The sequence below is a fragment of the Nocardiopsis sp. SBT366 genome (assembly GCF_001083815.1).
GTDB classification, from domain to species: Bacteria; Actinomycetota; Actinomycetes; order Streptosporangiales; family Streptosporangiaceae; genus Nocardiopsis; species Nocardiopsis prasina.
In genome coordinates, this window is record NZ_LAVM01000026.1 from 24,120 (window position 1) to 49,266 (window position 25,147).

Here is a 25,147-nt window from a genome sequence, read left to right on the forward strand (position 1 = left end):
TGACGTTTTCTCAGGCTGGGGGCGCACTCTCGCAACGCGCGTCGAGCACGTCGCGGAAGCGGGCCGAAGCCCCGGCAGAAGCCCGGACGGCGGACGGCCCAGGGCACACACGAAAAAGGCCCACCGGATCTCTCCGATGGGCCTTCCTCTCACGCTCCCGCGACTGGACTCGAACCAGTAACCTGCCGGTTAACAGCCGGCTGCTCTGCCGATTGAGCTACGCGGGATCGCGCCTGCCCAAGGCACTGCGGCCTCGGCGACATGAACAGACTAGCGCGCTTCGGGAGTGCTCGTGACCGGTGTCGGCCCGTGTGGCCCGCGGCACGACCGGGTAACGTCGGGGCACGGACCACGCCGACCGTCACCAAGGCCGTAAAGAGGAAGCCATGCGCTACCGGATCACGTTCGTCGCCGGACTCGCCATCGGATACGTGCTGGGCGCCAAGGCGGGCCGGGCCCGCTACGAGCAGCTCGCCCGCACCGCCCGCAAGGTGGCCGACAGCCCCCTGGTCCAGGAGGTGGCCGGGGTCGTCGGCGCGCAGACCAGCAGAGCGGGCCGCGCCGCCTACGACAAGGCCGTCGAGAGGATGCCCATCACCTCCGTGCGCGACTTCCTGGCGCGCCCCACCGAGGAGGAGATCGAGCTCGTCGAGTGGGAGACCGGCCCGTCCAACGGGACCCGCCCGGGGACGGGCGCCAACGGAGGCGGGTCCGAGGACCGGGACGTCTGACGATGCCACTGTTCGGCCAGAACATCCCCGAGCGGCTGCGTTCCCGGTTGGAGCGCGGCGAGCGGGTGCTGTCACAGGCACGCGTCGCCGCGCCGGCCGGGGGCGCCCCCGCCTCGGACTCCACCGAGGGATCCGTGGACGACGCGGTGCTGGTGGCCACCACCCGCGCCCTCCACCTGCCCGACGGGCACAGCGTGCCCTGGCAGGACATCGACCAGGCCCGGTGGAGTCCCGACACCCTCACGTTCGTCGAGGAGGGCGCGGGCGAGCACACCGTGCGGCTGCGCACCGAACTCACCGGCGACCCGGTGGACTACCGGCGCATCGCCGAGACCGTCGCCGAACGGGTCACCTCCACCATCCTGGTGAACCGGTTCGTGCCCTTCCCCGACGCCGAGTCCGCGACCGGTTTCCGGCTCGTGGCCCGGCGTGCGCCCCTGGGCAGTGAGATCGACTGGCGGGTGCACCTGGGCGAGGGCCTGGACCCCGGGGACCAGCGCCTGTCCGACGCCGTCTCCCGGGCCCTGGCCCTCCTCCACGAACAGATGGGCGTGTGAGCCCACCCCGCACCCGAACGCGTCAGGCCTCGCTCCGGGCCCGGGCCCCGCGGTCCAGCCCGAGAGCGAGCGCCTCGGCCAGGTGCAGGGCCCGGCGGCCCGTCCCCTGTTCGATCTGGGTGCGGCAGCTGTAGCCGTCCGCCAGCACCAGGGTGTCGGGCCCGGCGGCGCGCACCCGGGGCAGGAGTTCGCGCTCACCGATGGCCGAGGACACCTCGTAGTGCCCCTCGGTGAAACCGAAGTCGCCCGCCAGCCCGCAGCAACCCGAGTCCAGCACCTCGCCGTCGATCCCGGCACGGGCGATCAGCTCCCGGTCGGCGTCGAAGCCGGACACGGCGTGCTGGTGGCAGTGCACCTGCGCCAGCGCGGAGGCGTCCACGCGCGGCGGCGTCCACTCCGGGGCGTACTCGTTGAGGAACCCGGCGAAGGTGTGCACGGCGGCCGCGACCCGCGTGCTCTCCTCCCCCGGAAGCAGCTCCACGAGGTCGTGCTTGAGGGCGGCCGTGCAGCTCGGTTCGAGGCCCACCACCGGCAGCCCCTGGGACACCAGCGGAGCCAGGGCCGCCACCGCCCGCCGCATGACCGCTCGGGCCACGTCCAGCTGGCCGGTGGAGACCCACGTGAGCCCGCAGCAGACCTGTCCCCTGGGCAGCACCACGGAGAACCCGGCGTCCTCCAGCACACGCACGGCCGAGACCAGCACGTTCGGGTTGAACAGGTTGCCGAAGGTGTCGGGCCACAGGACCACCTTGGGCCCGCCCGCACGCCCCTCGCCCCGATTGAGGCGGCGTCGGTGGGCACGGGTGAACGTGGTGCGGGCGAAGGCCGGGAGGTCGCGTTCGGCCGCCACCCCCGCCATCCGTTTGGCCAGCGAGGACACCCCGGGCAGGCGGACCGCCCGGTTGGCCTCCACCGGGGCCAGGGAGGCCAGGCGGGCCAGCACCGGCAGCCAGCCCATCGAGTAGTGCGCGGCCGGGCGCACCCTCCCCTTGTAGTGCTGGTGCAGGAACTCGGCCTTGTAGGAGGCCATGTCCACGTTGACCGGGCAGTCGCTCAGGCACCCCTTGCAGGACAGGCACAGGTCCAGCGACTCCCGGACCTCCTCCGAGCGCCACCCGTCGGTGATCACCTCGCCGTTGGCCATCTCGAACAGCAGGTGGGCGCGGCCGCGCGTGGAGTGCTTCTCCTCCTGGGTCACCTGGTAGCTGGGGCACATCACGCCGGGTCCGCTTTGGCGGCGGCACTTGCCCACGCCCGAGCAGCGGCGCAACGCCTTGGCGAAGTCACCGTCGTCCTCGCCGTAGGCCAGGGAGGTCTGGGAGAGCAGCGGGAGTCGCGGGCGTATGTCGGTGGCCACCCGGATGTCGGCGTCCAGAGGAAGCGGGTCGACGATGATGCCCGGGTTCATGAGGTTGTCGGGGTCCCAGACGCGCTTGAACTCGCCGAAGGCCCGCACGAGGCCCTCCGGGTACATGCGGGAGAGGAGCTCGGAACGGGCCTGGCCGTCACCGTGCTCGCCGGAGAGCGATCCCCCGTGCCGCACCACGATCCCGGCGGCCTCCTCCATGAAGGCCCGGTACTCGCGGCGCCCTTCCTCGTGGGTGAGCTCGAAGTCGATGCGCACGTGCAGGCAGCCGTCACCGAAGTGGCCGTAGACGACCCCGTAGCGGTCGTGGCGGGCCATCAGGTCCTCGAAGTCGCGCAGGTAGTCGCCGAGGTTCTCCGGCGGGACGGCGGCGTCCTCCCAGCCCGACCACGCCTCGGCCCCGGTGGGGGTGCGCGAGGTGAGGCCGGCGCCCTCCTCCCGGATGCGCCACAGTGCCTTCTGGTGGCCGGTGTCGGTGACCACCGCGGAGTCGCGCGGGCCGCTGGCCTCGTCCAGGGAGTCGATCATCCTCCGCGCGGAGTCGGCCGCCTCGTCCGGGGTCGCGCCCGCGATCTCCACCAGCAGCCAGGCGTGGCCGAGCGGCAGCGGCACCCGTGACTTCGACCCGTGGCGGTCCAGGGCCGCCACGATGCGGTCGTTGATGCCCTCGACCGTGAGAGGGGAGTGTTCGAGCAGCCCGGGCACGGCGTCGGCGGCCGAGGGGGCGTCGTCGTATCCCAGCACCGCCAGGGCGCGGGCGGGCGGCGACTCAACCAGGCGCACGGTGGCGCCCACCACCATGGCGCAGGTGCCCTCGGTGCCCACCAGGGAGGCGGCGACGTCGCGCCCCTTCTCCGGGAGCAGGCGGTCGATGCCGTAGCCGGAGACACGGCGCCGGAACTCGGGCATGGCTGTGCGCATCTCGGCACGGTGGGTCTCCACGAGGCGCGCCAGTGCCGCGTGGATCTCCCCCTCCCGTCCGGGGCGTGCGGCCAGTTCCTCGAACTCCTTCTCGGTGTGCTCGGAGCCGACGGTGATCCGGGTGCCGTCGGACAGGAGCAGGTCGAGGGAGACCACGTTGTCGGCGGTGGTGCCCCAGGCCACCGAGTGGGAGCCGCAGGCGTTGTTGCCGATCATGCCGCCGATGGTGCAGCGGCTGTGGGTGGAGGGGTCCGGGGCGAAGGTGAGCCCGTGTTCGGCGGTGGCGGCGCGCAGGTCGTCGAGGATCACCCCGGGTTGGACCGTGGCGGTGCGGGCCTCGGGGTCGATGTCGAGGATGGCGCGCAGATGGCGTGAGGTGTCGATGACCACGCCGGTACCGATGGCGTTCCCGGCGATGGAGGTGCCCCCGCCGCGCGGGATGATCGGCACCCCGTGCGCGGCGCACGCGCGGACGGCGGCCACGCAGTCGTCGACGGTCTCGGGGATGACCACGGCGAGTGGTACGCGCCGGTAGTTCGAGGCGTCTGAGGTGTAGAGGGCGAGCGTGCCCGCGTCCAGGGCGACGGTTCCCCGGACGCCCTCCTCCAGGTCGCGGCGGAGTGCGGGAAGGTCCGGGCGTGGGGTGGTGCTGTGCGGATCGGCCATGCCCACAGCGTGGCGCGGGCGGTGTGGGGTGGCAACCTCGGCGCGCGGCGTGGCTGTCGGGCCGATCAGTCCATGGACTCGCGCATGGCGCGGACCAGTGCGCCGTCGGGGTCCATGTCGAGGTTCCACACCATCATCCCGGCTAGGCCGTGCTCGCGGACGTAGGCGCCCTTGAGCGAGATCACCTCGGCGTTGTCGTAGGTCCACCACTCGTCGCCGTCGTAGACCCAGTAGGCGCCCGCCTCCTCGTCCAGGAAGCGGCGGCCTCCCATCTCCTCCAGTTGGTCGAAGGGGCGGGTGGGTCCGTCGTAGTCGTCGTCGGCCGCGCCACCGGCGACCTGGTCGCGGCCCTCGTACTGGGCGGGCACCCCCTGCCAGCCGCGCCCGAAGGCCGGGACGCCCATGACGATCTGGCCGGGGTCGGCGCCCAGGTCCAGGTAGCGCTGGACCGCCTGGTCGACGCTGTTGGCGTCCTGGTCGTGGTCGGGGGCGTACAGGTTGGAGTGGTGCGCGGTGCGTTCGCTCCAGGGGCCGGAGAAGTCGTACCCCTGGACCGTGGCGAAGTCGACGTGGTCGAACACCTCGGGCTCGAAGGCCCCGGCGTGATCGCGGCCGCCAGGGAGTGACGCGGACAGCACGTAGTCCTGCCCGGTCTCCCGGGAGAGGGCGTTCATCTGGCGGCGGAACTCGGCGACCAGGAGGGTGAAGTTGGCGGGGTCGTCGGGGTGCTCCACGTTGTCGGGGTTGCCCTGTCCCCCTGGCCACTCCCAGTCCAGGTCGACTCCGTCGAAGACGCCCGCGCCCGAGCCGTCCCCGCCCTGGGGCTCGTCACCGCGCACCGGCAGGTTCCCGCGCAGCCACAGGTCCAGGCAGGAGGCGACGAAGGCCTCCCGGGACTCCTCGGTGCGCGCGGCGGTGGAGAAGTTCACCGACCAGTTCCAGCCGCCCAGTGAGAGGCTGGCCCCCAGGTCCGGGTACTGCCCGCGGAGCTGGCGCAGCTGGTTGAGGCCGCCCGCGAGCTCCTGCTCGTACTCGTCCGCCTGCCCGCTGACGCTCTCGTCCGCCGCGTAGCGCCGCTGGTAGAGCTCCCAGGGCTGGTCGTGGCGGTCCTCGGGGATGTGGCACAGGCCGTCGCGGTCGATACCGCCGAAGGCCCACATGATCCGGGTGAGGTCCGCTGGCGCCCCGCTGTCGAGCAGTTCGTTGACGGTGTAGCCGCGGTTGGCCACGTTCCAGTCGGCGAAGTAACCGATCCGCTCGGGTTCGCGTTGGTTCTTGAGCACGAGTGCCCCCACGAGCAGCACGACGGCGGTGGCGGCCGCGCCCAGTACCAGCAGTGGACGCCGCCCGGAGGGCGTCCTGGGCTCGGGTGGGGTCGGCGAGGCGTTCACACCTCGACCGTAGGGGCACGGGCGGACGCGGACGGGGGGTTCGTCCCATGTCGGCCAGATGAGGCCGTTCCCGTGTTCGAGGGAACCCACGGTGGGTGCCGGACGTTGTCCTGTGCCTCAGCCGCTGTGCAGGAAGTCCTTCAGGGTGCCCGCGCGCGAGGGGTGGCGGAGCTTGGCGAGGGTCTTGGCCTCGATCTGGCGTATCCGTTCGCGGGTGACTCCGAACTCGCGGCCCACCTCCTCCAGAGTGCGCGGATGCCCGTCCGCCAGACCGAAGCGGAGCCGGATGATCCGTCGTTCCCGCTCGGAGAGGTCGCCCAGCAGCACCCGCAGCTGTTCCTGGAGCAGGGTGAACGCGGCCGCCTCCACCGGCACGACCGCGTCGGAGTCCTCGATGAAGTCACCGAAGTCGGACTCCTCCTCACCGATGGGTGCCTGGAGGGAGACGGGTTCGCGGGCGATGCGCTGGATCTCCAGGACCCGTTCCCCGACGAACCCGGCGGCGGCGGAGATCTCGGCGACGCTGGGCTCGCGGCCCAGTTGCTGGTGCAGCTGCTGCTGGACACGGACGATCTTGTTGATGGTCTCGACCATGTGCACCGGGATGCGGATGGTGCGGGCCTGGTCGGCGATGGCCCGGGTGATGGCCTGGCGGATCCACCAGGTGGCGTACGTGGAGAACTTGAAACCCTTGGTGTAGTCGAACTTCTCCACTGCCCGGATGAGGCCGAGGTTGCCCTCCTGGATCAGGTCCAAGAACAGCAGACCCCGCCCCATGTAGCGCTTGGCGATGGACACGACCAGGCGCAGGTTCGACTCGATCAGCCGCCGCTTGGCCCGCCGCCCCTCCTCCACGAGGGCGACGAGCTCGTCCGTCGCGCAGTGCCCCGACGCGGGTTCCCGGCGCTGGGCGTACAGGCCCGCTTCGACGGCCTTGGCCAGGTCCACCTCCTCCCGCGCGGTCAGGAGCGGCACCCGGCCGATCTCACGCAGGTACATGCGGACCAGGTCCGAACCGGAGCGGCGGCCCGGGTCGGTGACCGGCACCGAATCCTCCGGTTCGACCACGTCGACCCCGGCCCCGGCGAGGTCCGTGATGGTCTGGTCCAGGGAGCCGGGTGGCGCGTCGAGGCTTTCCAACGCGGACGCGACCTCCCCACGACTCACCGTTCCCCGGCCGGAGTCAGGAAGGAGCGGAACCACTTGGCGGACGTGTGGTATTTCGTTGGACACAACTGTGGGAGGCACTACTCCATTGTGCCCGCACACTCACCGCAATAGGGAGAACTACTATTGTCACCCCGGTGCTACATACGGTCGATGCCAGACTCCAGCAGTGCACGTTTCTGCTGGCCAAGCTGCATGAGCTCGACGAAGATCCGATTGTGCTCCTCTGGCTGAGAAGCCTGGTCGATCCGGTGCAGCTCGGATTTTAGGTTTGACTCGCTGCGGTTGATGGAATGAGTCTTGATTGTGCCCAACAATTCTCGGGCAAAATGAACGTCGAGTTCTCCATAGAACTCGATCTCCTCCACACCCAGACGCGTGACAAAATCGCGTTGGAAGTCGTTCGGCGCCGCGTCACGCAGAGTGAGGGCCCATTTCTCCATGTCAGCCACGGCGGCTGTGACACCGCCCTGTTCCCGGATGAGCTGGAACATCGCGCGATGTTGCGAGACGGTGAAGTCACCCTCGGCAAGATTGTCGAAACCGCGTGCCAGGTTGGGGTGTTGGACGGCGAGCTTGAGCGCCTGTCGCTCCCTCTGCAATGAAAAGTCGTTCAGATCGTAGGGTGCGGCCTGGGCATCCGGCGTGGGCACTGGCCTGGCCGAGCCCTGAGCTCCAGCCCTGGAGGCACTCTGCGATCCGCCCTGGCGCATGTGCTGGCGGACGCGGCGCACCACGAAGGCCTCGTCCAGGAACCCGAGCCAGCGGTCCAGGTTCTTGGCGTAGGCCTCCCGGGTGCCCGCGTTGCGGATACTGGCCACCACCGGCGCGGCCGCGTCGAGGGCGGCGATCCGGCCCTCCACCGTGGACAGGTCGTAGTTCTCGAAGGTCTTGCGGACCATGAACTCGTACAGGGGGGTGGCGTCCTCCACGAGGTCGGCCACCGCCTGGGGCCCGTTCTGGAGGCGCAGGTCGCAGGGGTCGAGGCCGTCGGGCTGGACGGCCACGAAGGTCTCCGAGGAGAACCCGTGCTCCTCCGCGAAGGCCCGCACGGCCGCCTTCTGCCCGGCCTTGTCGCCGTCGAAGGTGAAGACCACCCGGGTCTCGTGGTTGGGCCGCCCGTGCAGCATGCGGCGCAGGATCTTGAGGTGGTCCTCGCCGAACGAGGTGCCGCAGGTGGCGACCGCCGTGGTCACACCGGCCTCGTGGCAGGCCATGACGTCGGTGTAGCCCTCGACGATGACCGCCTTGCCCTGCTTGGAGATCTCCCGTTTGGCCAGGTCCAGGCCGTAGAGGAGGCGGCCCTTGTGGAAGATGGGGCTCTCCGGGGAGTTGAGGTACTTGGGTCCGTCCTCCTCGGGGTCGAGCTTGCGCGCCCCGAACCCGACGACCTCTCCGGTGACCTCCCTTACCGGCCAGAGCAGACGGTTGCGGAACCGGTCGTAGGCTCCGCGCCGCCCCTGACTGGCCAGACCGCCCTCGATGATCTCGTTGTCGGTGAAGCCCTTCTGACGCAGGTGGTCGGTGAGGTTCTGCCAGCCCGCGGGGGCGAACCCCAGCCCGAACTGCTCGGCGTGCACCCGGTTGAAGCCGCGCTCGCCCAGGAACCGCCGCCCGGCGACCGCCCCGGGTGACAGGAGCTGCTCGGAGTAGAACTGGGCCGCCGCCCTGTGCGCGTCCAGCAGGCGCTGCCGTTTGCCCTCGTCCCTGCGGGGGCTGCTGCGCCCGCCCTCCTCGTACCGCAGGACGATACCGGTCTGCCGTGCCAGGGACTCGACCGCGTCCGCGAAGCTGAGGCTGTCGATCTTCTGCACGAAGGAGATGACGTCCCCGCCCTCTCCGCAACCGAAGCAGTAGAACAGGTTTTTGGCGGGGGTGACGTTGAAGGAGGGGGACTTCTCGTCGTGGAAGGGGCAGAGCCCCTTGAGCGAGCCACCTCCGGCGTTGCGCAGCTGGAGGTACTCACCGATCACGTCAGCGATGGGTGTGCGCTCGCGTACGAGAGCGATGTCTTCGTCTTTGATCCGGCCTGCCACGGTTTTCAGGGTAGTTCTCCCCCGGGACGTTCCGACCACCGTCCACAGAGAGGGTCTCCCAGGACACCCGTTCGCGGGCGGTCCGGCCGCTCGGAGTGACGGTGATCATCGCGGGGCCCGGCGCCGGGGTTCAGCGGCGGCGCACGGGTGGCGGCCCGGTGCTCCCGCGTACACGCAGGCGGGCCGGGAGGAGCAGGGGCGCGACCGGGTCCCTTCCGGGTGCGGCGAGCAGGTTCAGGAGCAGGCCCACGGCGGCCTCGCCGACCTCGGCTGGGTCTTCGGCGGCGGTGGTGAGCGCGGGGAGCAGGTGGGCCGCCTCCGGGCGGTCGCCGAACCCGGCGACGCTGACCTGCCCGGGGACGCCCAGGCCGGACTCGTCGAAGGCACGCAGCAGGCCGAGGGCGAGGAGGTCGTCGGTGGCCAGGACGGCGGTGACCTCCTCGCCCGCCGCGCGTCGGGCCGCCAGCGCCAGTCCGGCGGCGTGACCGGCGTCCGCTCCGGTCGCGGCGGGGATCTCAGGGACGGGGACGCGCGCCCCGGCCTCCTCCAGGGCCGCGCGCCAGCCCCGGGTTCGGGCCGTGTGTCCCGGGGAGCCGTCGGCGACGTGGTGCACCGTGCCGTGCCCGAGCTCGAGCAGATGGCGGGTGAGGGCCCGGGCGCCGCCGAGGTGGTCGGTCCCCACTGTCGCCAGGGGGTGGCGTGCGGTGCCGGGGTCCGCGTCGACGACGACGATCGGCGGAGGGTGGTGGAGGTCGGCGAGCTGCCCCTCCTGGCCGGGGACGAGGGCCACGCAGCCCTCGGGGGCGTGTTCCAGCAGGCGTTCGGCGGCGGCGGGCAGGCCCTCGGGAGCGGCTCCGGCGTACAGCAGGGTGCGGCCTGAGGCGGCCAGTGCGCGTTCCATCCCGACCAGCGCGCGGAGGGTGTCCGGGTGGTCGGGAACGGTGGTGAGCACGCCGACCAGCCCTGATCTGCGGGTGACCAGGGCGCGGGCGGAGGAGTTGCGGCGGTAGCCGAGTTCCGTGATGGCCGCGCGTACGCGGGCCTCGGTCTCGGGGAGCACCCCGGGATGGGCGTTGAGGACACGGGAGACGGTCTGGTGGGACACTCCGGCCAGCCTGGCGACGTCGTTCATGACGGGGCCACGCGGTGGGGGCATGCCCTGGTCCCTCGCTCGTACCGGTGCGCTCCTGGGCGCCCCGCCACGCGGGCGCGGCGGCCGGGCGCACTGAGCAGTGTGCGGGCTCGTGTGGTGCGCGTCAAGACCGGCAACGGCGGTGATTGCGCCCGCCCCTGGTGGGGGTGTGTCAGCCGAGGAGCCGGGCGTGCAGGGCGGTGGCGGAGGTGTCGGTGAGGGAGGCGACCTGGTCCACGACCACGCGCAGGGCCGAGGTGTCGTCGGTGGCGTTCTCGAAGACGGCGCGGAACTGGGGGTCCAGGGCTCCGGGGGACCCCTGCCACAGGGCGGCGACCAGTTCGGTGATGGTGCGACGCTCCTCGGCCTGGTAGATCCGGGCCTCCTCGCGGGACATGACGAAGTGCGCGGCCACCGCCTTGAGCAGGGCGCACTCCAGGAGGGCGCGGCGCGGCAGGACGAGGTCGGCGCGGTAGCGGGTGAGTCGGCCGGGGCCGTGGGCGCGGCGGGTGGCGCCCTCCGCCGCTCGGCAGAACCGGCCGATGAGTTCGCTGGTGAGGTTCTTGAGCGCGGCGAGGGAGGCGAGGTCTCCGGTGAACTCGGTGGGCCAGACGGGTTCGGCGAGCAGGTCGCCCATGACCTCGTCGAGTTCGGCCGGGTCGGCGTCGCAGTACATCGCGGCGGCGATCCGGCAGACCTCGGCGCGCTCGACGGGATCGCGCAGGGCGGCCATGCTGACCAGGCCCGCGTGCAGGCCGTCCTCGACGTCGTGCACGGAGTAGGCGACGTCGTCGGCCCAGTCCATGACCTGGGCCTCGAAGCAGGTGCGTCCGACGGGTGCGCCCTCGCGCAGCCAGGCGAAGGCCTCGGAGTCGTCGGGGTAGCAGTTGAACTTGTGGGTGTCGCCGCCCTCACCGCGCCGCCATGGGTACTTGACGGTGGCGTCCAGGGTGGCGCGGGTGAGGTTGAGCCCGGCGCTGCGGCCGCCGGGATCGATGACCTTGCCCTCCAGCCGGATGAGCAGGCGCAGGCTCTGGGCGTTGCCCTCGAATCCGCCGCACGCGGCTGCCGCCTCGTCGAGGGCGCGCTCGCCGTTGTGGCCGAAGGGCGGGTGGCCGAGGTCGTGGGACAGACAGGCGGCCTCGACGAGGTCGGGGTCGCAGCCCAGGGCCTGGCCGAGTTCCCGGCCGATCTGAGCGCACTCCAGGGAGTGGGTCAGCCGGGTGCGTGGGAAGTCGCTCACCCCGGGTTGGACGACCTGGGTCTTGGCGGAGAGCCTGCGCAGCGCGGAGCTGTGCAGGACACGGGCGCGGTCCCGCTCGAAGGGGCCGCGACGCCTGCTCTTACGCGACTCCTGGGAGTGGCGCTCGGTGTCGCGTGCGGTGTACCCGTGGGTGCCGCTCTCCGCGCCCACGGTCTCTCCGGAGATGGTCGTCATGGGCCCGAGCCTACTTCCCGGCAACGACGAAACATGTCATTGGCCCTGGTCAGGCCGCGTTGACACGGATGTCACTGCTGTCGTTGAAGATCCAGTAGTACCAGAGCGACGCGGTTTCCCTCGTGATGTACCACAGCTGGGTCTGGCGCTCGATGACAGCGGGCCCGGAGCGCGACGGGGAGGTACCCGCCTCGATGCCGTGGTCGGCCGCCATCACCTTGGAGCGCAGGCTGTGCCAGGGGTCGGAGACCAGGATGGCGGTCTCCCAGCCGTTGGACTCGAAGACCCCCTCCATGGCCTTGAAGCTCTGGAGGGTGTCGCTGCCCTCCTCCACCGCGACGACGTGGTCGGCGGGCACGCCCACCTCGATGAGCCAGTTGCGGCCCGCGGCCGCCTCGGTGAAGGCGTCGTCGGGCTGTTTGCCGCCGACCGTGACGATGTTGGGCGCCACGCCGTCCAGGTAGAGGACCTGGGCCTGGCGCAGTCGGGCCTCGAAGACGGGTGACGGGACGCCGTTGTACTGGCTGGCGCCCAGGACCACGATGGCGTCGGAGGGCGTGCGGTCGTCCTGGCGCGCGGTGTACCAGACCCATCCCCAGGTCCCGGGCGGGATCGCGATGGCGACGACCAGGATCAGGGCGATGATCCAGCGCGCACGGAAACGGCGGCGCCTGCGGCGCCTGGGCGTGTGGGTGCGTGGCGGCGGGGTGCGTCGGCCGCCGCGCTCGCGGACGCGGGGTTCCTCGTACGGCTCGTCGTAGGACCCCTCGTGACCGGAGCCCTCCCAGGGTTCCTCGCGGCCGTACCCTTCGGTCTCGTCGCGGTGCGGGGGCAGGTCCCGCTCCCCGCGCGGCGACGGCCGGTCGCGGACGAACCTGCGGGTGAAGGCCGCGCCCTGGTCCGCGGTGTCGGCCGGGTCGACACGACTGAACTCCCGCGTGCTGTTCGCGGCGTCGGCGGGGTCACCGGGGTCGGAGACCTCGGGCCGGGTGAACCGCCGGGTGCCCTCGGCCGCCGAGGCGGCACCGGCCAGCTCGTCGCGGGAGAAGACCTGGGTGGCCTCGTGGTCAGCGGGGGTCGTGGCCGGGTCGTCCCACGCCTCGTCGCCGCGCCCGTCGCTCGCCGTTCGCACCGGCTCACCTCCGCTTGATTGGATCAGGAACGCGGTACGCCCACTGGGACGCCCCGCACCCACCGCTGGTTCGTGGTCTCCCCGCGTGGGCGGGGGCACCGGGAAGGGGGAGCCGGACGTGGCACGGGCGACTGGGAGTGCCCGGAGCCCCGACGGTGGGAGGGGGATCGGGGCGTCGCGCGTGGGCGCGTACCGACGTCGAAAATATATCACGAAAAGGTCACGGTCGACTTTTCCGTCGACTCGGCCGTGATGCCCGATTCTAGTCTCACCGGTCCCGTGAAACGCCCGTGGCGGCGCCCCTTTCGTGGGGACGCCGCCACGGGCGTTCGGTCGGTCACCGCACGGCGCGACCGGCGGCCCGGCCCGCCTCCAGACGGGCCACGGGGACGCGGAACGGCGAACAGGACACATAGTCCAGCCCCACCCTGTGGAAGAAGTGCACCGATGCCGGGTCCCCGCCGTGTTCACCGCACACACCGAGCTTGATGCCGGGCCGCGCCGCTCGGCCCTCCTCCACGGCGATGCGGATCAGACGACCCACCCCGTCCACGTCCAGGGACTCGAACGGCGATACGCCGAACACGCCCTTCTCCAGGTAGGCGGAGAAGAAGGAGGCCTCCACGTCGTCTCGGGAGAAGCCCCACACGGTCTGGGTGAGGTCGTTGGTGCCGAAGGAGAAGAACTCGGCGTTCTCGGCGATCTGCCCGGCGGTGAGCGCGGCGCGGGGCAGTTCGATCATGGTGCCGACGGGGAAGTCCAGCTCGATCCCGCTCTCCTCCCCCACCTCGCGCAGGGCGCGCAGCGCGTCGTCCCGGATGATCTCCAGCTCCTGAACGGTGCCGACCAGCGGGATCATGATCTCCGGGCGGGGGCGGCCGCCGGCACGGATCCGGTCCACCGCGGCCTGGGCGATGGCCCGCACCTGCATCGTGAACAGCCCTGGGACGACCAGACCGAGGCGCACGCCGCGCAGCCCCAGCATGGGATTCTGCTCGTGGAGCCTGTGCACGGCCTGGAGGACGCGCAGGTCGTTCTCGTGGCTCTCGCCCCTGGCCTCGGCCACCGCCACGCGTACCGACAGCTCCGTGATGTCGGGCAGGAACTCGTGCAGCGGCGGGTCGAGGAGTCGGACCGTGACGGGCAGTCCGTCCATGGCCTCCAGGATGCCGCCGAAGTCCTCGCGCTGGAGTGGCAGGAGGGCGTCGAGCGATCCCTGCTGTTCGTCGGGGGTGTCGGCCAGAATGAGGCGTTCGACGAGCTGGCGGCGGTCACCGAGGAACATGTGCTCGGTACGGCACAGGCCGATGCCCTGGGCGCCCATACGGCGTGCGCGGGCGGCGTCCTCGGCGGTGTCGGCGTTGGCGCGCACGTACAGGCGGCGGGCGGCGTCGACGTAGTGCATGAGGCGGTGCACGGAGCGCACGAGGTCGTCGGCCTGGTCGGAGGCGGGGTCGACCTCGCCCTCGAAGTAGCGGACCACCGGGGAGTCGACGACCGGCACCTCACCGAGGTAGACCCGGCCGCTGGTGCCGTCGATGGAGATGACGTCGCCCTCCTCGATCACCTCGCCGCCCGGGGCGGTCATGCGCCGGTTCTTGGTGTCGATGTCGAGTTCCTCGGCGCCGCACACGCAGGTCTTGCCCATGCCCCGGGCCACCACGGCGGCGTGGGAGGTCTTGCCTCCACGACTGGTGAGGATGCCCTCCGCCGCGATCATGCCCTCGAGGTCGTCGGGGTTGGTCTCACGGCGGCAGAGGATGACCCTCTCCCCGCTGCGCGACCACTTCACGGCGGTGTAGGAGTCGAAGACGGCCTTGCCCACGGCCGCTCCCGGCGAGGCGTTCATGCCGCGTCCGAGGCGGTGCACGTCCTCCCCGGCGGTGGCCTCGTCGTCGAAGCGCGGGAACATCAGTTGGGCGAGCTGGTCGCCGGTGACGCGCTGGACCGCCTCGTCCAGGCCGATCATCCCCTGGTCCACGAGCTGGTCCGCGATCCTGAAGGCGGCCGCGGCGGTGCGCTTGCCCACGCGGGTCTGGAGCATCCACAGCCTGCCGCGCTCGATGGTGAACTCGATGTCGCACAGGTCCCGGTAGTGGTTCTCCAGGGTGTCCATGATGCCCATGAGCTCTTCGTGGCTTCGGGGGTCGATCCGCTCCAGCTCGGTGAGGGAGACGGTGTTGCGGATGCCCGCCACCACGTCCTCGCCCTGGGCGTTTTGGAGGTAGTCCCCGTAGACGCCGGTCTGGCCGGTGGCGGGGTCGCGGGTGAAGGCCACGCCCGTGCCCGAGTCCATGCCGAGGTTGCCGAAGACCATGGAGCAGATGTTCACGGCGGTGCCGAGGTCCGCGGGGATGCGCTCCTGGCGGCGGTACAGGACGGCGCGGGGGGCGTTCCAGGATTCGAAGACGGCCTTGACGGCGAGGTTCATCTGCTCGCGGGGGTCGCTCGGGAAGGGGCTCCCGGTCTGCTCGCCGACGATCTCCTTGAACCGTTCCACGAGCTGGCGGAAGTCGGCGGCGTCCAGGTCGAGGTCGTTCGTGATGCCCTTGGCGGCCTTGAGCTCCTCGATGGCCTCCTCGAACAGGTCGCCGTCGATGTCCAGGACGGTCCTGCCGAACATCTGGATGAGGCGGCGGTAGGAGTCCCAGGCGAAGCGTTCGTCGCCGCCCTGGGCGGCAAGGCCCTTCACGGACTCGTCGTTGAGGCCGATGTTGAGGACGGTCTCCATCATGCCGGGCATGGAGAAGCGGGCGCCCGACCGCACGCTCACCAGGAGTGGGTCGTCCGGCTGGCCGAGCCGGCGGCCCATGGTGCTCTCCAGCTCCCTGAGGTCGGCCTCGATCTCGGCGTCGAGCCCCTCGGGGACGGCGCCGTTCTCCAGGTAGTGACGGCACGCCTCCGTGGTGATGGTGAAACCGGGGGGAACCGGGAGACCGATGTTGGTCATCTCGGCGAGGTTGGCCCCCTTGCCGCCGAGCAGGTCCTTCAGGTCCTTGTTGCCCTCGGTGAACTTGTAGACGTACTTGGTCACGGGGGTGCTCCCTCGTTCTCTCGCGGCCGTTCGGCGTCGGGTCGGCCCCTGTTGGGCGCGACCCTATCCACACTCCGCACGAGCGACCCTCCATGAACCACCCTTCTTCGGCATAGCACCTGTTCACGGACGCCGAACAGGTCTATACCAATGGTCCACTTCGAGTTCACGCCCGCACCCGCGAGGACGCAACGGGAACAGCACCGCCGCCCACGACTACGCTGGTCAGGGACGCTCGACCACACACCGCCTCAAGGACGGCACGGTCGAAACCGGCGAGAACCGCAGGCGCGACCAACCCCCCTGGCCAGCAACGTCTCCCGAGCCCACTGTGCCGCGTGACACAGCATTACCGTCAAGTAACCTACGCAGCCGTAAGTTAGGCTTCTCGGTGTGGCCCGCCAGGGAGCGGGGTCGCTGGAACTGAGGGGTGCGAACGGTGTCGAAGGCGCGGGAAACAGGGAGCGTGCGAGCTGCGGCGGCCGCCGGGGACCTGCTGGAAGCGGTCAAACCCCGGCTCCGGGGATGGCTGCACCTGGGGACCGCTCCGCTCGCCCTGGCGGCGGGCATCGTCCTGGTGGCCCTCTCCCCCACCGTGCCCGCCATGGCGGCCAGCGCGGTGTACGCGCTCAGCTCGGTGATGCTCTTCAGCACCTCGGCCATCTACCACGTGGGCCGCTGGTCACCGCGCGCCCAGAAGGTCCTGCGCCGCATGGACCACTCGAACATCTACCTGATCATCGCGGGCACCTACACGCCGTTCATCATGCTCGTGCTGGAGGGCACCCTGCGCACGGCCATGCTGGCGCTGGTCTGGGGCGGCGCGGTCGCCGGGGTCGCGTTCAAGCTCCTGTGGCTGAACGCTCCGCGCTGGCTCTCCACAGCGCTGTACCTGGCCATCGGCTGGGTCGCGGTCCTGTTCATCCCGGACCTGGTCAACGGCACCCACCCGGCCACCTGGATCCTCATCCTCGTGGGCGGCCTGCTCTACAGTGTCGGCGCCGTGGTCTACGGGCTCAAGCGGCCCGACCCCGCGCCCCGCTGGTTCGGGTTCCACGAGATCTTCCACTCCCTGACCATCGCGGCCTTCGTCTGCCACTACATCGCGGTCTCGTTCGTCGTCTACACGGCGACCTGACCGGCGCGGCTCCGATCGCGCGGTCACCCCAGCCAGGCGGCCGGGCCCCACGAGGGCCCGGCCGCCTCGCGTGTCAGGAGCCCGTGTGCCAGGAGCCCGTGTGTCAGGAGCCCGCGTGTCAGGAGAAGGCGAACAGTGGCGGGAACACCAGCACGACCACGGCCGCCCACAGCGCGTACACGGGCAGGTAGGTGGTCTGCCACCGCTCGACCGCCGCGAACGGCCGTCTCCCCCGCACGAAGCCCAGCAGCAGCCACGCCGACCACACCAGATGCACCAACAACACGAGGTTCAGGCCGAGCGCCGCCGTCTTGTTCGCGGTGAACCCGAACTCCGCGATCCGGGTCAGCATGGCCGTGAGCGCGACCGCGTTGACCGCCAGCGCGGTGCCCACCAGCGCGAGCTGGAGCCAGTCGAGGACACCCGGTGGGAGCAGCGGGTCGCGCGCCGAGATCGAGTACAGCAGCAGGAACAGGACCAGCACCAGGACCGCGTCCATGACGATGAGCATCTCGCGGTCGACCCTGGCCAGGGGGCCGTTCACCAGCATCGCCACCAGGTCGGCGACCAGCATCAGCAGAGCCAACGGGGTGAAGACCCTGCTCAGGACCGGCGTGATGTTCTCCACCACGCTCTTCTTGGCCTCCACCAGCCAAGCGGCCACCAGCAGCGCCCCGGGCACACCGAACGGCACGAGCCAGTCGGCGACGAACGGGGAGACGTCGACGTCGGCCAGCGCGAGCACCGCGGCGGTGAGGCCCAGCAGGACCACGGACCCCAGGGTGATCAGCACGAGGTACATCACGAGTTCGCCCGTGAACCGGACGTAGTCCATCCGCCGCTCGTGGGAGCGCCATCGACCGCCCGTGTGGAACACACCCGCGAGCAGCCACAACAGGATCGGCACGTGCGTGATCGCGAGGACCTGGGTCATCCCGGGCGCCGGATACGGGTCGACGGTCTCCTGGAACGGGTAGAGGTTCACCGCCAGAGCCGGGACCGCCGCGAGGGCGACCGTCACGGCGCCCACCTGCCAGGGGGCGCGGCGCTTCCAGGCGAACCACCCCGCCAGGAAGGGCAGCACCACGAACGGGAGGTTGAGGATCAGCACGATCTCGTCGTCCACCGCGCCAACCAGCAGCCTGACCGCGAGACCGGCGCCGAGCGCGAAGAGCAGCGTCGCCCCGAGCTCGCGCCAGCGCGACGCACCGGACTCCTCGTCGGCCTCGGGGACCAGCACCAGCTGTTTCCAGAGTCGGTGGGAGTGTTCTCTGGCGAACTCGCGCGAGACCGCGTCCAGAGCGCCCATGCGCTTGACAGCGACGAGGAAGGCCTCATCGCCGTCCAGTCCACCCGACTCCAGTTCGGCGATCTGCTCGCGCAAGTGGTCCTCCATCTCCTCCACGTCCGGGGCGGAGATGGCGCGGCGGCGGGTCACGAATCCGCGCCACTGGTCGATCTGTTCCTCCAGCACGTCACCGCGTGCGGTGTCGCCGGTCACGCGAGCCCCCCGGCCGGGGCGGGGCCCGGGTACTCCGGGCGCGGCACGGACTCCCACACCTGCCGGAGCGCATCCGCGACCACGCTCCACTGTTCGCGCCGCTGTGCCAGCGCCTCCAGCCCCGCGTCCGTGATGGCGTAGTGCTTGCGCCGTCGCCCCGCCTCGGACCTGCCCCAGGACGCGCGCACGAGTCCGTTGCGCTCCAAGCGGTGCAACAGCGGGTACAGCATCCCGTCCGTCCAGTTCATCCGCCCGTCGGAGAGTTCGTTGACGCGTTTGACGATCGCGTAGCCGTAGGACTCTCCCTCGGACAGGATTCCCAGGACCAACGGTGTGGCCGAGGCGGCGACCAGGTCCTTGTCGATGTGCATGCTTGTCCTCACCCCCGTGTGTTCGCGACACGAACCCTAGCACCTCTAGGCATAGCACTCCTAGGCATGCTGTCCCCCAGGACGAGGAGCGACCACTTCCGGTCGTCACGATTTACTCACGCGATGGGACAAGCGGGCCGAAACTCCCCCATCGCTCCTCGCGCCTGCCGTTAGGTTGAGTACCGGTGCTGCGGCCGTGTGCGGCCGGGGCGCCGAGGAGACGGCCGGAGACCACATCCCCCCGGGTCCGGCCGTCTCTGCTGTTCACCTCCGCCGCTGGGCTCCTGCCAAGATGAGCGGCACGAACTTCCTCCAGCTCCACGGCTCGCTCGCGCTGCGCGCAGAACTCTCCTCCTGGCTGGCCCGCAGCCGCGGCGTCCTCGCGGCGCCCGACCGGATCATCGTCACCGGCGGTGTCACCTGGGCGCTCAGCCTCCTGGCCCGCGTCCTCCGGGACCGGGGGCGTGACACCGTCGCGGTCGAGAGGTCCGAATCCGCGAGGGGCGTCCCGTAGACGCCGAACGGCCGCCCCTCCCCTGTTCGGGGACGGACGGCCGTGGGCGTTGGAGGCTCCGGGTGCTAGCAGCCGGGCAGGCGCTCCAGCAGGTACATCTCCACGCGGTCCAGGGACACGCGCTCCTGCGACATGGTGTCGCGCTCGCGCACGGTCACCGCGTTGTCCTCGAGGGTGTCGAAGTCCACCGTCACGCAGAACGGGGTACCGATCTCGTCCTGGCGGCGGTAGCGGCGGCCGATCGCACCGGCGTCGTCGAACTCCACGTTCCAGCGCTTGCGCAGCAGGGCGGCGAGGTCACGGGCCTTGGGCGAGAGGTCGGCGTTGCGCGACAGCGGCAGGACGGCGGCCTTGACCGGCGACAGGCGCGGGTCCAAGCGCATTACGGCGCGCTTCTCCAGCTTGCCCTTGGCGTTGGGAGCCTCGTCGACGTTGTAGGCGTCGAGCATGAACGTGAGCACCGCCCGGTCGACACCGGCCGCAGGCTCGATGACGTAGGGGATGTAGCGCTCGTTGTTCTCCTGGTCGAAGTACGACAGGTCGACACCGGAGGCCTCGGCGTGCGTCTTGAGGTCGTAGTCGGTGCGGTTGGCGACGCCCTCCAGCTCGCCCCACTCACTGCCCTGGAAGTTGAACCGGTACTCGATGTCCACGGTCCGCTTGGAGTAGTGGGAGAGCTTGTCCTGCGGGTGCTCGTACAGCCGCAGGTTGTCCTTGGCGATGCCCAGCTCCAGGTACCACTGGTGGCGCTGGTCGATCCAGTACTGGTGCCACTCCTCGTCACTGCCCGGCTTGACGAAGAACTCCATCTCCATCTGCTCGAACTCACGGGTCCGGAAGATGAAGTTTCCGGGGGTGATCTCGTTGCGGAACGACTTGCCGATCTGGCCGATGCCGAAGGGGACCTTGCGGCGGGCGCTCTGCTCGACGTTCTTGTAGTTGATGAAGATGCCCTGCGCCGTCTCGGGACGCAGGTAGGCCAGGCCCTTCTCGTCCTGGACCGGGCCCAGGTAGGTGCGCAGGAGGCCGTTGAACATACGGGGCTCGGTGAAGGAGGCCTTGGCGCCGCAGTTGGGGCAGGCGATCGCGGCCAGGCCCTCGGCGGGCTCCTTGCCGTGCTTCTCCTCGTAGGCCTCGATGAGGTGGTCGGCCCGGAAGCGCTTGTGGCAGGACTGGCACTCGGTGAGCGGGTCGACGAACGCCGTCACGTGGCCGGAGGCCTCCCAGACCTCGCGGGCCAGGATCACGCTGGAGTCGAGGCCGACGATGTCGTCGCGCTCCTGCACCATCGAACGCCACCACTGGCGCTTGACGTTGTTCTTGAGCTCCACGCCCAGGGGGCCGTAGTCCCAGGCGGCGCGCAGACCTCCGTAGATCTCGCTGGAGGGGTAGACCAGACCTCGGCGCTTGGCGAGGTTGACCAGTGCGTCCATTGCCTCTGACTTGGCGGCCATGGGGTGACTCTCCATCCGGCTGGCGGTCGGTGGATCGCTGTTCGCGATACATCGTCGGTTCTGTTGGGAGGCGGTCCGCGCGCGGAGCCACGGATGTGGCGCACCGGGAGACCGCTTCCCACCAGGCTAGAGCAATCCGGAGGCGGGCGCGCACCGTTTGTGCGGGCCCCGCCCCGACCACGTGTGGAGGAGGGCCGCGAGGGTCAGGACGACGTCTCGCCGCTGGCGAGGATCTCGAACGCGGAGGGTTCGTCGATGGCCCGGGAGAGCAGCGGGACCGCGTTGACCTTGACGTCGAAGTCGGACAGGGCCCGCCGGTAGAACCCGGCGCCGTCCCACTCGGTGACCACGGTCCACAGCGTGGGTTCGTCGGCTGCGCGGCCGATGCGGTGCCACCGGAATCCGGGGCGCTGGGCCAGGACCGCCACTGCGGCGTCGGCGTCGGTTCGGAAGGCCTCGGTGTCGGCCTCGGGCACGGAGTATCGGGTGATGACGATCACCCGTCCATTGTGGCGCAGACGCGGGAGCGGGCCGCCCCGGAGGTGGTCCGGAGCGGCCCGAGCACGGCCGGAGCGAAGGGCGGGCCCGAAGCGGGCGCCGCCCCGCTACTCCTTACCGAAGACGCGGTCCACGACCCGGGCGGAGGCGTGGCCGTCGTCCAGGGGGCAGAACTGGTCCACGAACGACCGGTAGGAGGCGCCGCTGCGCTTGGCGACCTCGTCGATGTCCAGCAGGGACTCGATGACGTCGTCGGAGCGGGTCAGCAGCGGTCCGGGGGCGGTCTCCTCGAAGTCGAAGTAGAACCCGCGCAGGTTGTCCCGGTAGCTCTCCAGGTCGTAGGTGAAGAAGAGCATGGGGCGGCCGGTGTTGGCGAAGTCGAACATCATCGACGAGTAGTCCGTGATCAGCACGTCGGTGATCAGGAAGAGCTCCATGATCTCCGGGTACAGGGACACGTCGTAGACGAAGTCCTCCCCCACGATCGGCACGCTGTCCACCACGCGGGGGTGGCGGCGCACCAGCAGCACGTGGTCGTCGCCGAGCTTCTCGTACATGCGGCGCAGATCAAGGTGCAGGTCCAGCTTGTGCTTGCCGCGCGTGTAGTACTTGTCGTCCCGCCAGGTGGGGGCGTACAGGACCACCTTCTTGCCCTCGGGCAGGCCCAGCAGGCGCCGGGTGCGCTCGGCGACGGCCTCGCGCTCCGCTGAGAAGAAGATGTCGTTGCGCGGGTAGCCCGTCTCCAGGACCTCGCCCTCGAACCGGAAGGCGCTGCGCAGGATCGGGGTGGCCCAGGGGCTCGGCGAGACCAGGTAGTCCCACTGCCGGGTCTCCCACGCGAGCTTGTCGAAGTAGTCGCGTGACTTGCCCCGGATGTTCTCCACGTCGAAGCCGATGCGCTTGAGCATGGACCCGTGCCAGGTCTGCACGACCACCTGGTCGGGGTGGCGGTGGAACCACGCGGGCTGGCGGGAGTTGCTGACCAGGTACCGGCTGCGGGCCAGCTCCCGGAAGTACTCCTCGCCCTTGTGGCGGACCGGCGCGAGGTCGTCGGGCAGGCGGACCTGCCCGTCGGCGACCAGCCAGGACATCGGGTAGTCGGCCCACTTGTCGCGCTTGCGCAGCTCCGCGTAGAGGCTCTGCGGGCTGTCCGAGTACTGGCGCCCGGTGTAGGTGTCGAAGAGGATGCCCTCGGTGACGGGCTCCGCGCGCTGGGCCGGGTAGAAGGTCTCACGGAGCTCGCGCTGGGCGAAGGCGCCGCGTTCGACGGGGCGCAGGTCGGTGCCGACCTGGAGCACCGGGATGCCGCGTCCCTGGTAGGAGAGCGTGTACGTGCGCTCGGGGCTCTCGGTCTCGGTCGGCAGGTCGTGGATGAGCGAGTCGGTGAACTCCACGCCCACGTCCACGCTGGCCGTCTCACCGCCCTCCCCTGCGGTCTCCTCGCTGACCCGGCCCCACAGCTGGTAGGAACCGGTGGACAGCGAGAGCTCGCCGGACAGGGTGGCGATGCGGGAGGGGTCGAACCGGGCGGTGAACCGGTTCCCGGACCGCTCCACGGTCAGCGCGTGCTCCTCGTCGCGACCGCGTGCCTTGGCCACCACGCTCAGTTCGTTGCTCGGGGAGAACTCACCGCCGAGGACCAGGACGCGCTCCTGCCACTCCGCCCGGTCCACCCAGGGGTGGGCCCGGCCGGCCCGCAGCTTGAGGTGGCCGGTGAAGGTGCGCTGCACGGCCAGCTGCTGTTGGGCGCCCTCGGAGTCGTAGGCGGTGGTCCGGGCCTCGTCGGGCAGGACCAGGGGGACGGTGCGCTGGTCGGCGGTGACCAGGTGGGCGTCCCACTCCTCCTGCCGGATCACGCCGCCGCACTCGCTGAGGCTGCGGGCGAAGAGCTCCTCAGCGCGCACCCTGGCCTCGAAGCGGCCGCCCTGGATGGTGACCGGGTAGCTGAGCCTTGCCGTGCCGGGGCGCCGCACCAGCCGCAGCTCGGTGGCCTCGGCGGCGGGCGCGGACAGCAGTTCGCCGCCCACGGTGAGTTCGGCGGTGCGGGCGTCGAAGCGGTGCTCGGTGACCTGGGCGCGCGCCGGTTCGACGGCGATGACCAGGTGCCGGTCCTTGTTCCAGTGCGGGCGCACCCACACGTCGTCGCCGACGCTCTGGTAGCCGGGCCGCTCGGGCGGGCCGGGCACGGGGCTGGAGACGATGCGGCGGCGGGCCAGGCTGCGGTTGAACACCACCAGCTCGATCTTCCACTCGCCAGGCTCCCAGTCGCCGGAACCCCGCAGGCGGCGGGGGTCGACGACGACCGTGAAGCCGCCGTAGTCGTGACGGGCGGAGTCGGGCAGGTCGGGGAGCCGGTACTCGGCGGCCAGGCGGGTCCGTACCGGGACGCGCACGCGGCGCTTGGTGGCCGTGTTGACCACGAAGGCCACCACGTGCTGCTGCCAGCGTTTGCGGGCGCGCAGGTTGCGGATGCCGATCCGGCCGCTGACGTGCAGGCGGCCGTCCTCCCAGTGGATGTCCTCGGTCTTCTGCCGGACCTTGATCTCGTCCTCGAGACGGTAGATCTCCCGGGGGACCGCCTTGGCCGGGTCCTTGGCTCCGAAGAACGGGTAGCGGATGTAGTAACCCAGCCCTTGCCGGACGACCGTGGCCTTCTTGATCTCCACGCTCTTGGCGAAGGTGGCCACCTCCAGCACGTCGTCCAGCCGCCGCTTGCGCACCAGGTGGTACAGGAGGCGGTCCAGCACGTTCAGGCCGCGCAGGAGGCTGTCCGGGACGTGGTCGAGGTAGGCGTTGAGCAGGTCGAGGACGGTCTCGCGGACCTTCTCGTCCGCGTCGTCGAGGCGCAGGACGAGGCGGTGGAGTTCGCCCTGGAGGCGGATGCGGTCCCACAGCTCGCGGTCGGCCGTGGTGAGGTCGGCGCCGAGTTCACGCATGGCGGTGACGCGGCGGGTGAGCGCCTCGCTCTCCAGCGGGATGCCCACCTTCTCGCGTTCGCGCATCAGCAGGACGGGCGCGGGCAGGACGTCGACGGCCTGGGCGAGCAGGGTGGCGCGGCCGATGGCGAGGTCGGTGTCCTCCTTGGTGACGCCGTGCTCGGGCAGGGAGTCCCAGAACTCCCGGCGCCAGAGCCGGTTGCCGAGGGTGGCGTCCGCGATCAGGCCGGGAACCGCCCTGGGGTCCTCCGCGAGCCGGTGGCGACCGAACTTGCGGTGCGCCTTGGAGGGTGCGGCGCCCAGCTCGTTGAACTGGTGGACGTTGCCGATGACCAGGTCGGAGCGGGTGTCGGCCGCGCTCTGGGCCAGGTGGGCCAGCGCGTAGGCGGTGAGCGCGTCGGAGCCGGAGAGGAACAGCAGGTGGCTGCCGGTGGCGGCGGCCGCGCCCCGGGAGCGCGCCTCAGTGAGGTGCGGGGCGGGTTCGCCGGGCAGGAGGGTGACCCTCAGCCCGGCGGGCGGTGCGGCGGCGAAGGCGGTGGCGGTGGCCAGCCCGTCCTCGCGCGCGGACTCGACGGCCTCGTCCCCCTGGTCGTTCTCCTCCGGAAGGGGCTCGTCGGCGGTGGTCGCCTCGTCGTCCCCGTTCGTGTCCGGGTCGGTGGTCCCGGGGTCGGACGGCTCCGGCGCGGGACCGCCGTTGGTCGTGCGGACCGGGGCGAGGACGATCTCGATGTCCGGTCGTGCGGCGCCGTCGCGCGCCGCCGCCCCGGTCTGGCTCTCGTCACGTTGACGGGCCAGTGAGTCGAGGCAGTTCTGCAAGTGCGGTTCGGTGACGTCGAACGTCACGATGACTGTGGGTTCGGGCACGGAAGTTGACACCCTCCGGAGGGTTCGTCTCTACACGACGTGCGGGCACCGTGGTGCGGACGGTCCGCATGGAACAGACGGTCAGTAACTGAATGTAGACGGTTCACGACCCGTCTCGTGTCGAACCCGGAACAGTCGGGGTGCGGGTACGAGGGGAGATGCGCGGTGTTGCGCCGCGCCTGTGCCCGGCGCTGTGCCAGGGCCCTGCACTAGGGTCTGATCCAGGATTATCACAGGCCCTGAGACACGGTGCGCACACCGACCGCCCCCAAAGCGTCCGGTCGGGGTCGTGGGGGCCGG

General features: G+C 70.7%; 17 protein-coding genes and 1 tRNA gene. 4 read left to right on the top strand and 14 right to left on the bottom strand.

The genetic code is table 11. The features are described from left to right. Positions 1-154: 154 nt before the first annotated feature. Positions 155-227, bottom strand: a tRNA-Asn gene (locus ADX84_RS10325). A 159-nt stretch (positions 228-386) separates the two neighbouring features. On the opposite strand from ADX84_RS10325, the gene ADX84_RS10330 reads away from it, so the two are divergent. Next, positions 387-731 carry a hypothetical protein gene (locus ADX84_RS10330; protein ID WP_049571251.1) on the top strand — a complete coding sequence of 115 codons (345 nt, stop codon included), beginning with the start codon at positions 387-389 and terminating at the stop codon, positions 729-731. A 2-nt stretch (positions 732-733) separates the two neighbouring features. Continuing rightward, entirely contained in the window at positions 734-1,288 is a 555-nt protein-coding gene (locus ADX84_RS10335; RefSeq protein WP_049571252.1) for a hypothetical protein, read from the top strand. A gap of 22 nt (positions 1,289-1,310) precedes the next feature. Here the strand turns inward: ADX84_RS10335 and ADX84_RS10340 are convergent, their stop codons facing one another. The 8 genes from ADX84_RS10340 to ppdK all read right to left on the bottom strand — a co-directional run bounded on the left by ADX84_RS10340 (position 1,311) and on the right by ppdK (position 15,571). Further along, a complete protein-coding gene (locus ADX84_RS10340; RefSeq protein ID WP_049571372.1) occupies positions 1,311-4,241 on the bottom strand; it encodes an FAD-binding and (Fe-S)-binding domain-containing protein in 2,931 nt (976 codons plus the stop codon). A gap of 65 nt (positions 4,242-4,306) precedes the next feature. Next, positions 4,307-5,632: a glycoside hydrolase family 18 protein gene (locus ADX84_RS10345; protein WP_049571375.1), complete on the bottom strand. Its 1,326-nt coding sequence runs from the start codon at positions 5,630-5,632 to the stop codon at positions 4,307-4,309. 117 nt (positions 5,633-5,749) lie between these two features. Beyond that, positions 5,750-6,835 carry an RNA polymerase sigma factor RpoD gene (rpoD, locus tag ADX84_RS10350; protein ID WP_049571255.1) on the bottom strand — a complete coding sequence of 362 codons (1,086 nt, stop codon included), beginning with the start codon at positions 6,833-6,835 and terminating at the stop codon, positions 5,750-5,752. A 104-nt stretch (positions 6,836-6,939) separates the two neighbouring features. Beyond that, positions 6,940-8,835: a DNA primase gene (gene dnaG, locus ADX84_RS10355; protein WP_049571258.1), complete on the bottom strand. Its 1,896-nt coding sequence runs from the start codon at positions 8,833-8,835 to the stop codon at positions 6,940-6,942. A gap of 130 nt (positions 8,836-8,965) precedes the next feature. Next, positions 8,966-9,991 carry a LacI family DNA-binding transcriptional regulator gene (locus ADX84_RS10360; protein ID WP_234003910.1) on the bottom strand — a complete coding sequence of 342 codons (1,026 nt, stop codon included), beginning with the start codon at positions 9,989-9,991 and terminating at the stop codon, positions 8,966-8,968. Positions 9,992-10,139: 148 nt separating this feature from the next. After that, a complete protein-coding gene (locus tag ADX84_RS10365; protein WP_049571264.1) occupies positions 10,140-11,405 on the bottom strand; it encodes a deoxyguanosinetriphosphate triphosphohydrolase in 1,266 nt (421 codons plus the stop codon). A gap of 49 nt (positions 11,406-11,454) precedes the next feature. After that, entirely contained in the window at positions 11,455-12,537 is a 1,083-nt protein-coding gene (locus ADX84_RS10370) for a YdcF family protein (RefSeq protein ID WP_049571267.1), read from the bottom strand. A 337-nt stretch (positions 12,538-12,874) separates the two neighbouring features. After that, the gene (gene ppdK, locus ADX84_RS10375) at positions 12,875-15,571 is read right to left on the bottom strand and encodes a pyruvate, phosphate dikinase (RefSeq protein WP_049571271.1); all 2,697 of its coding nucleotides are present in this window, start codon (positions 15,569-15,571) and stop codon (positions 12,875-12,877) included. A 466-nt stretch (positions 15,572-16,037) separates the two neighbouring features. Between ppdK and ADX84_RS10380 the strand changes: the two genes are divergently transcribed. Then, the gene (locus tag ADX84_RS10380) at positions 16,038-16,709 is read left to right on the top strand and encodes a hemolysin III family protein (RefSeq protein WP_307869267.1); all 672 of its coding nucleotides are present in this window, start codon (positions 16,038-16,040) and stop codon (positions 16,707-16,709) included. A gap of 118 nt (positions 16,710-16,827) precedes the next feature. Here the strand turns inward: ADX84_RS10380 and ADX84_RS10385 are convergent, their stop codons facing one another. Both ADX84_RS10385 and ADX84_RS10390 read right to left on the bottom strand, forming a co-directional pair. Next, complete coding sequence (locus tag ADX84_RS10385) at positions 16,828-18,210, bottom strand: permease prefix domain 1-containing protein (RefSeq protein WP_049571276.1); 1,383 nt, start codon at positions 18,208-18,210, stop codon at positions 16,828-16,830. Then, positions 18,207-18,581 carry a PadR family transcriptional regulator gene (locus ADX84_RS10390; RefSeq protein ID WP_049571280.1) on the bottom strand — a complete coding sequence of 125 codons (375 nt, stop codon included), beginning with the start codon at positions 18,579-18,581 and terminating at the stop codon, positions 18,207-18,209. Before ADX84_RS10390 ends, ADX84_RS10385 begins: the two co-directional genes overlap by 4 nt. A gap of 292 nt (positions 18,582-18,873) precedes the next feature. Between ADX84_RS10390 and ADX84_RS10395 the strand changes: the two genes are divergently transcribed. Further along, positions 18,874-19,095: a hypothetical protein gene (locus ADX84_RS10395; protein ID WP_049571283.1), complete on the top strand. Its 222-nt coding sequence runs from the start codon at positions 18,874-18,876 to the stop codon at positions 19,093-19,095. A 65-nt stretch (positions 19,096-19,160) separates the two neighbouring features. On the opposite strand, the gene ADX84_RS10400 is transcribed toward ADX84_RS10395, so the two are convergent. The 3 genes from ADX84_RS10400 to ADX84_RS10410 all read right to left on the bottom strand — a co-directional run bounded on the left by ADX84_RS10400 (position 19,161) and on the right by ADX84_RS10410 (position 24,847). Beyond that, positions 19,161-20,549 (bottom strand): glycine--tRNA ligase, encoded by a 1,389-nt coding sequence (locus ADX84_RS10400; protein ID WP_199776544.1) that lies wholly within the window; start codon positions 20,547-20,549, stop codon positions 19,161-19,163. A 203-nt stretch (positions 20,550-20,752) separates the two neighbouring features. After that, positions 20,753-21,049 (bottom strand): antibiotic biosynthesis monooxygenase, encoded by a 297-nt coding sequence (locus ADX84_RS10405; RefSeq protein WP_049571289.1) that lies wholly within the window; start codon positions 21,047-21,049, stop codon positions 20,753-20,755. A 105-nt stretch (positions 21,050-21,154) separates the two neighbouring features. Continuing rightward, positions 21,155-24,847 (bottom strand): CDP-glycerol glycerophosphotransferase family protein, encoded by a 3,693-nt coding sequence (locus ADX84_RS10410; RefSeq protein ID WP_049571307.1) that lies wholly within the window; start codon positions 24,845-24,847, stop codon positions 21,155-21,157. Between the last annotated feature and the right edge of the window lie 300 nt (positions 24,848-25,147).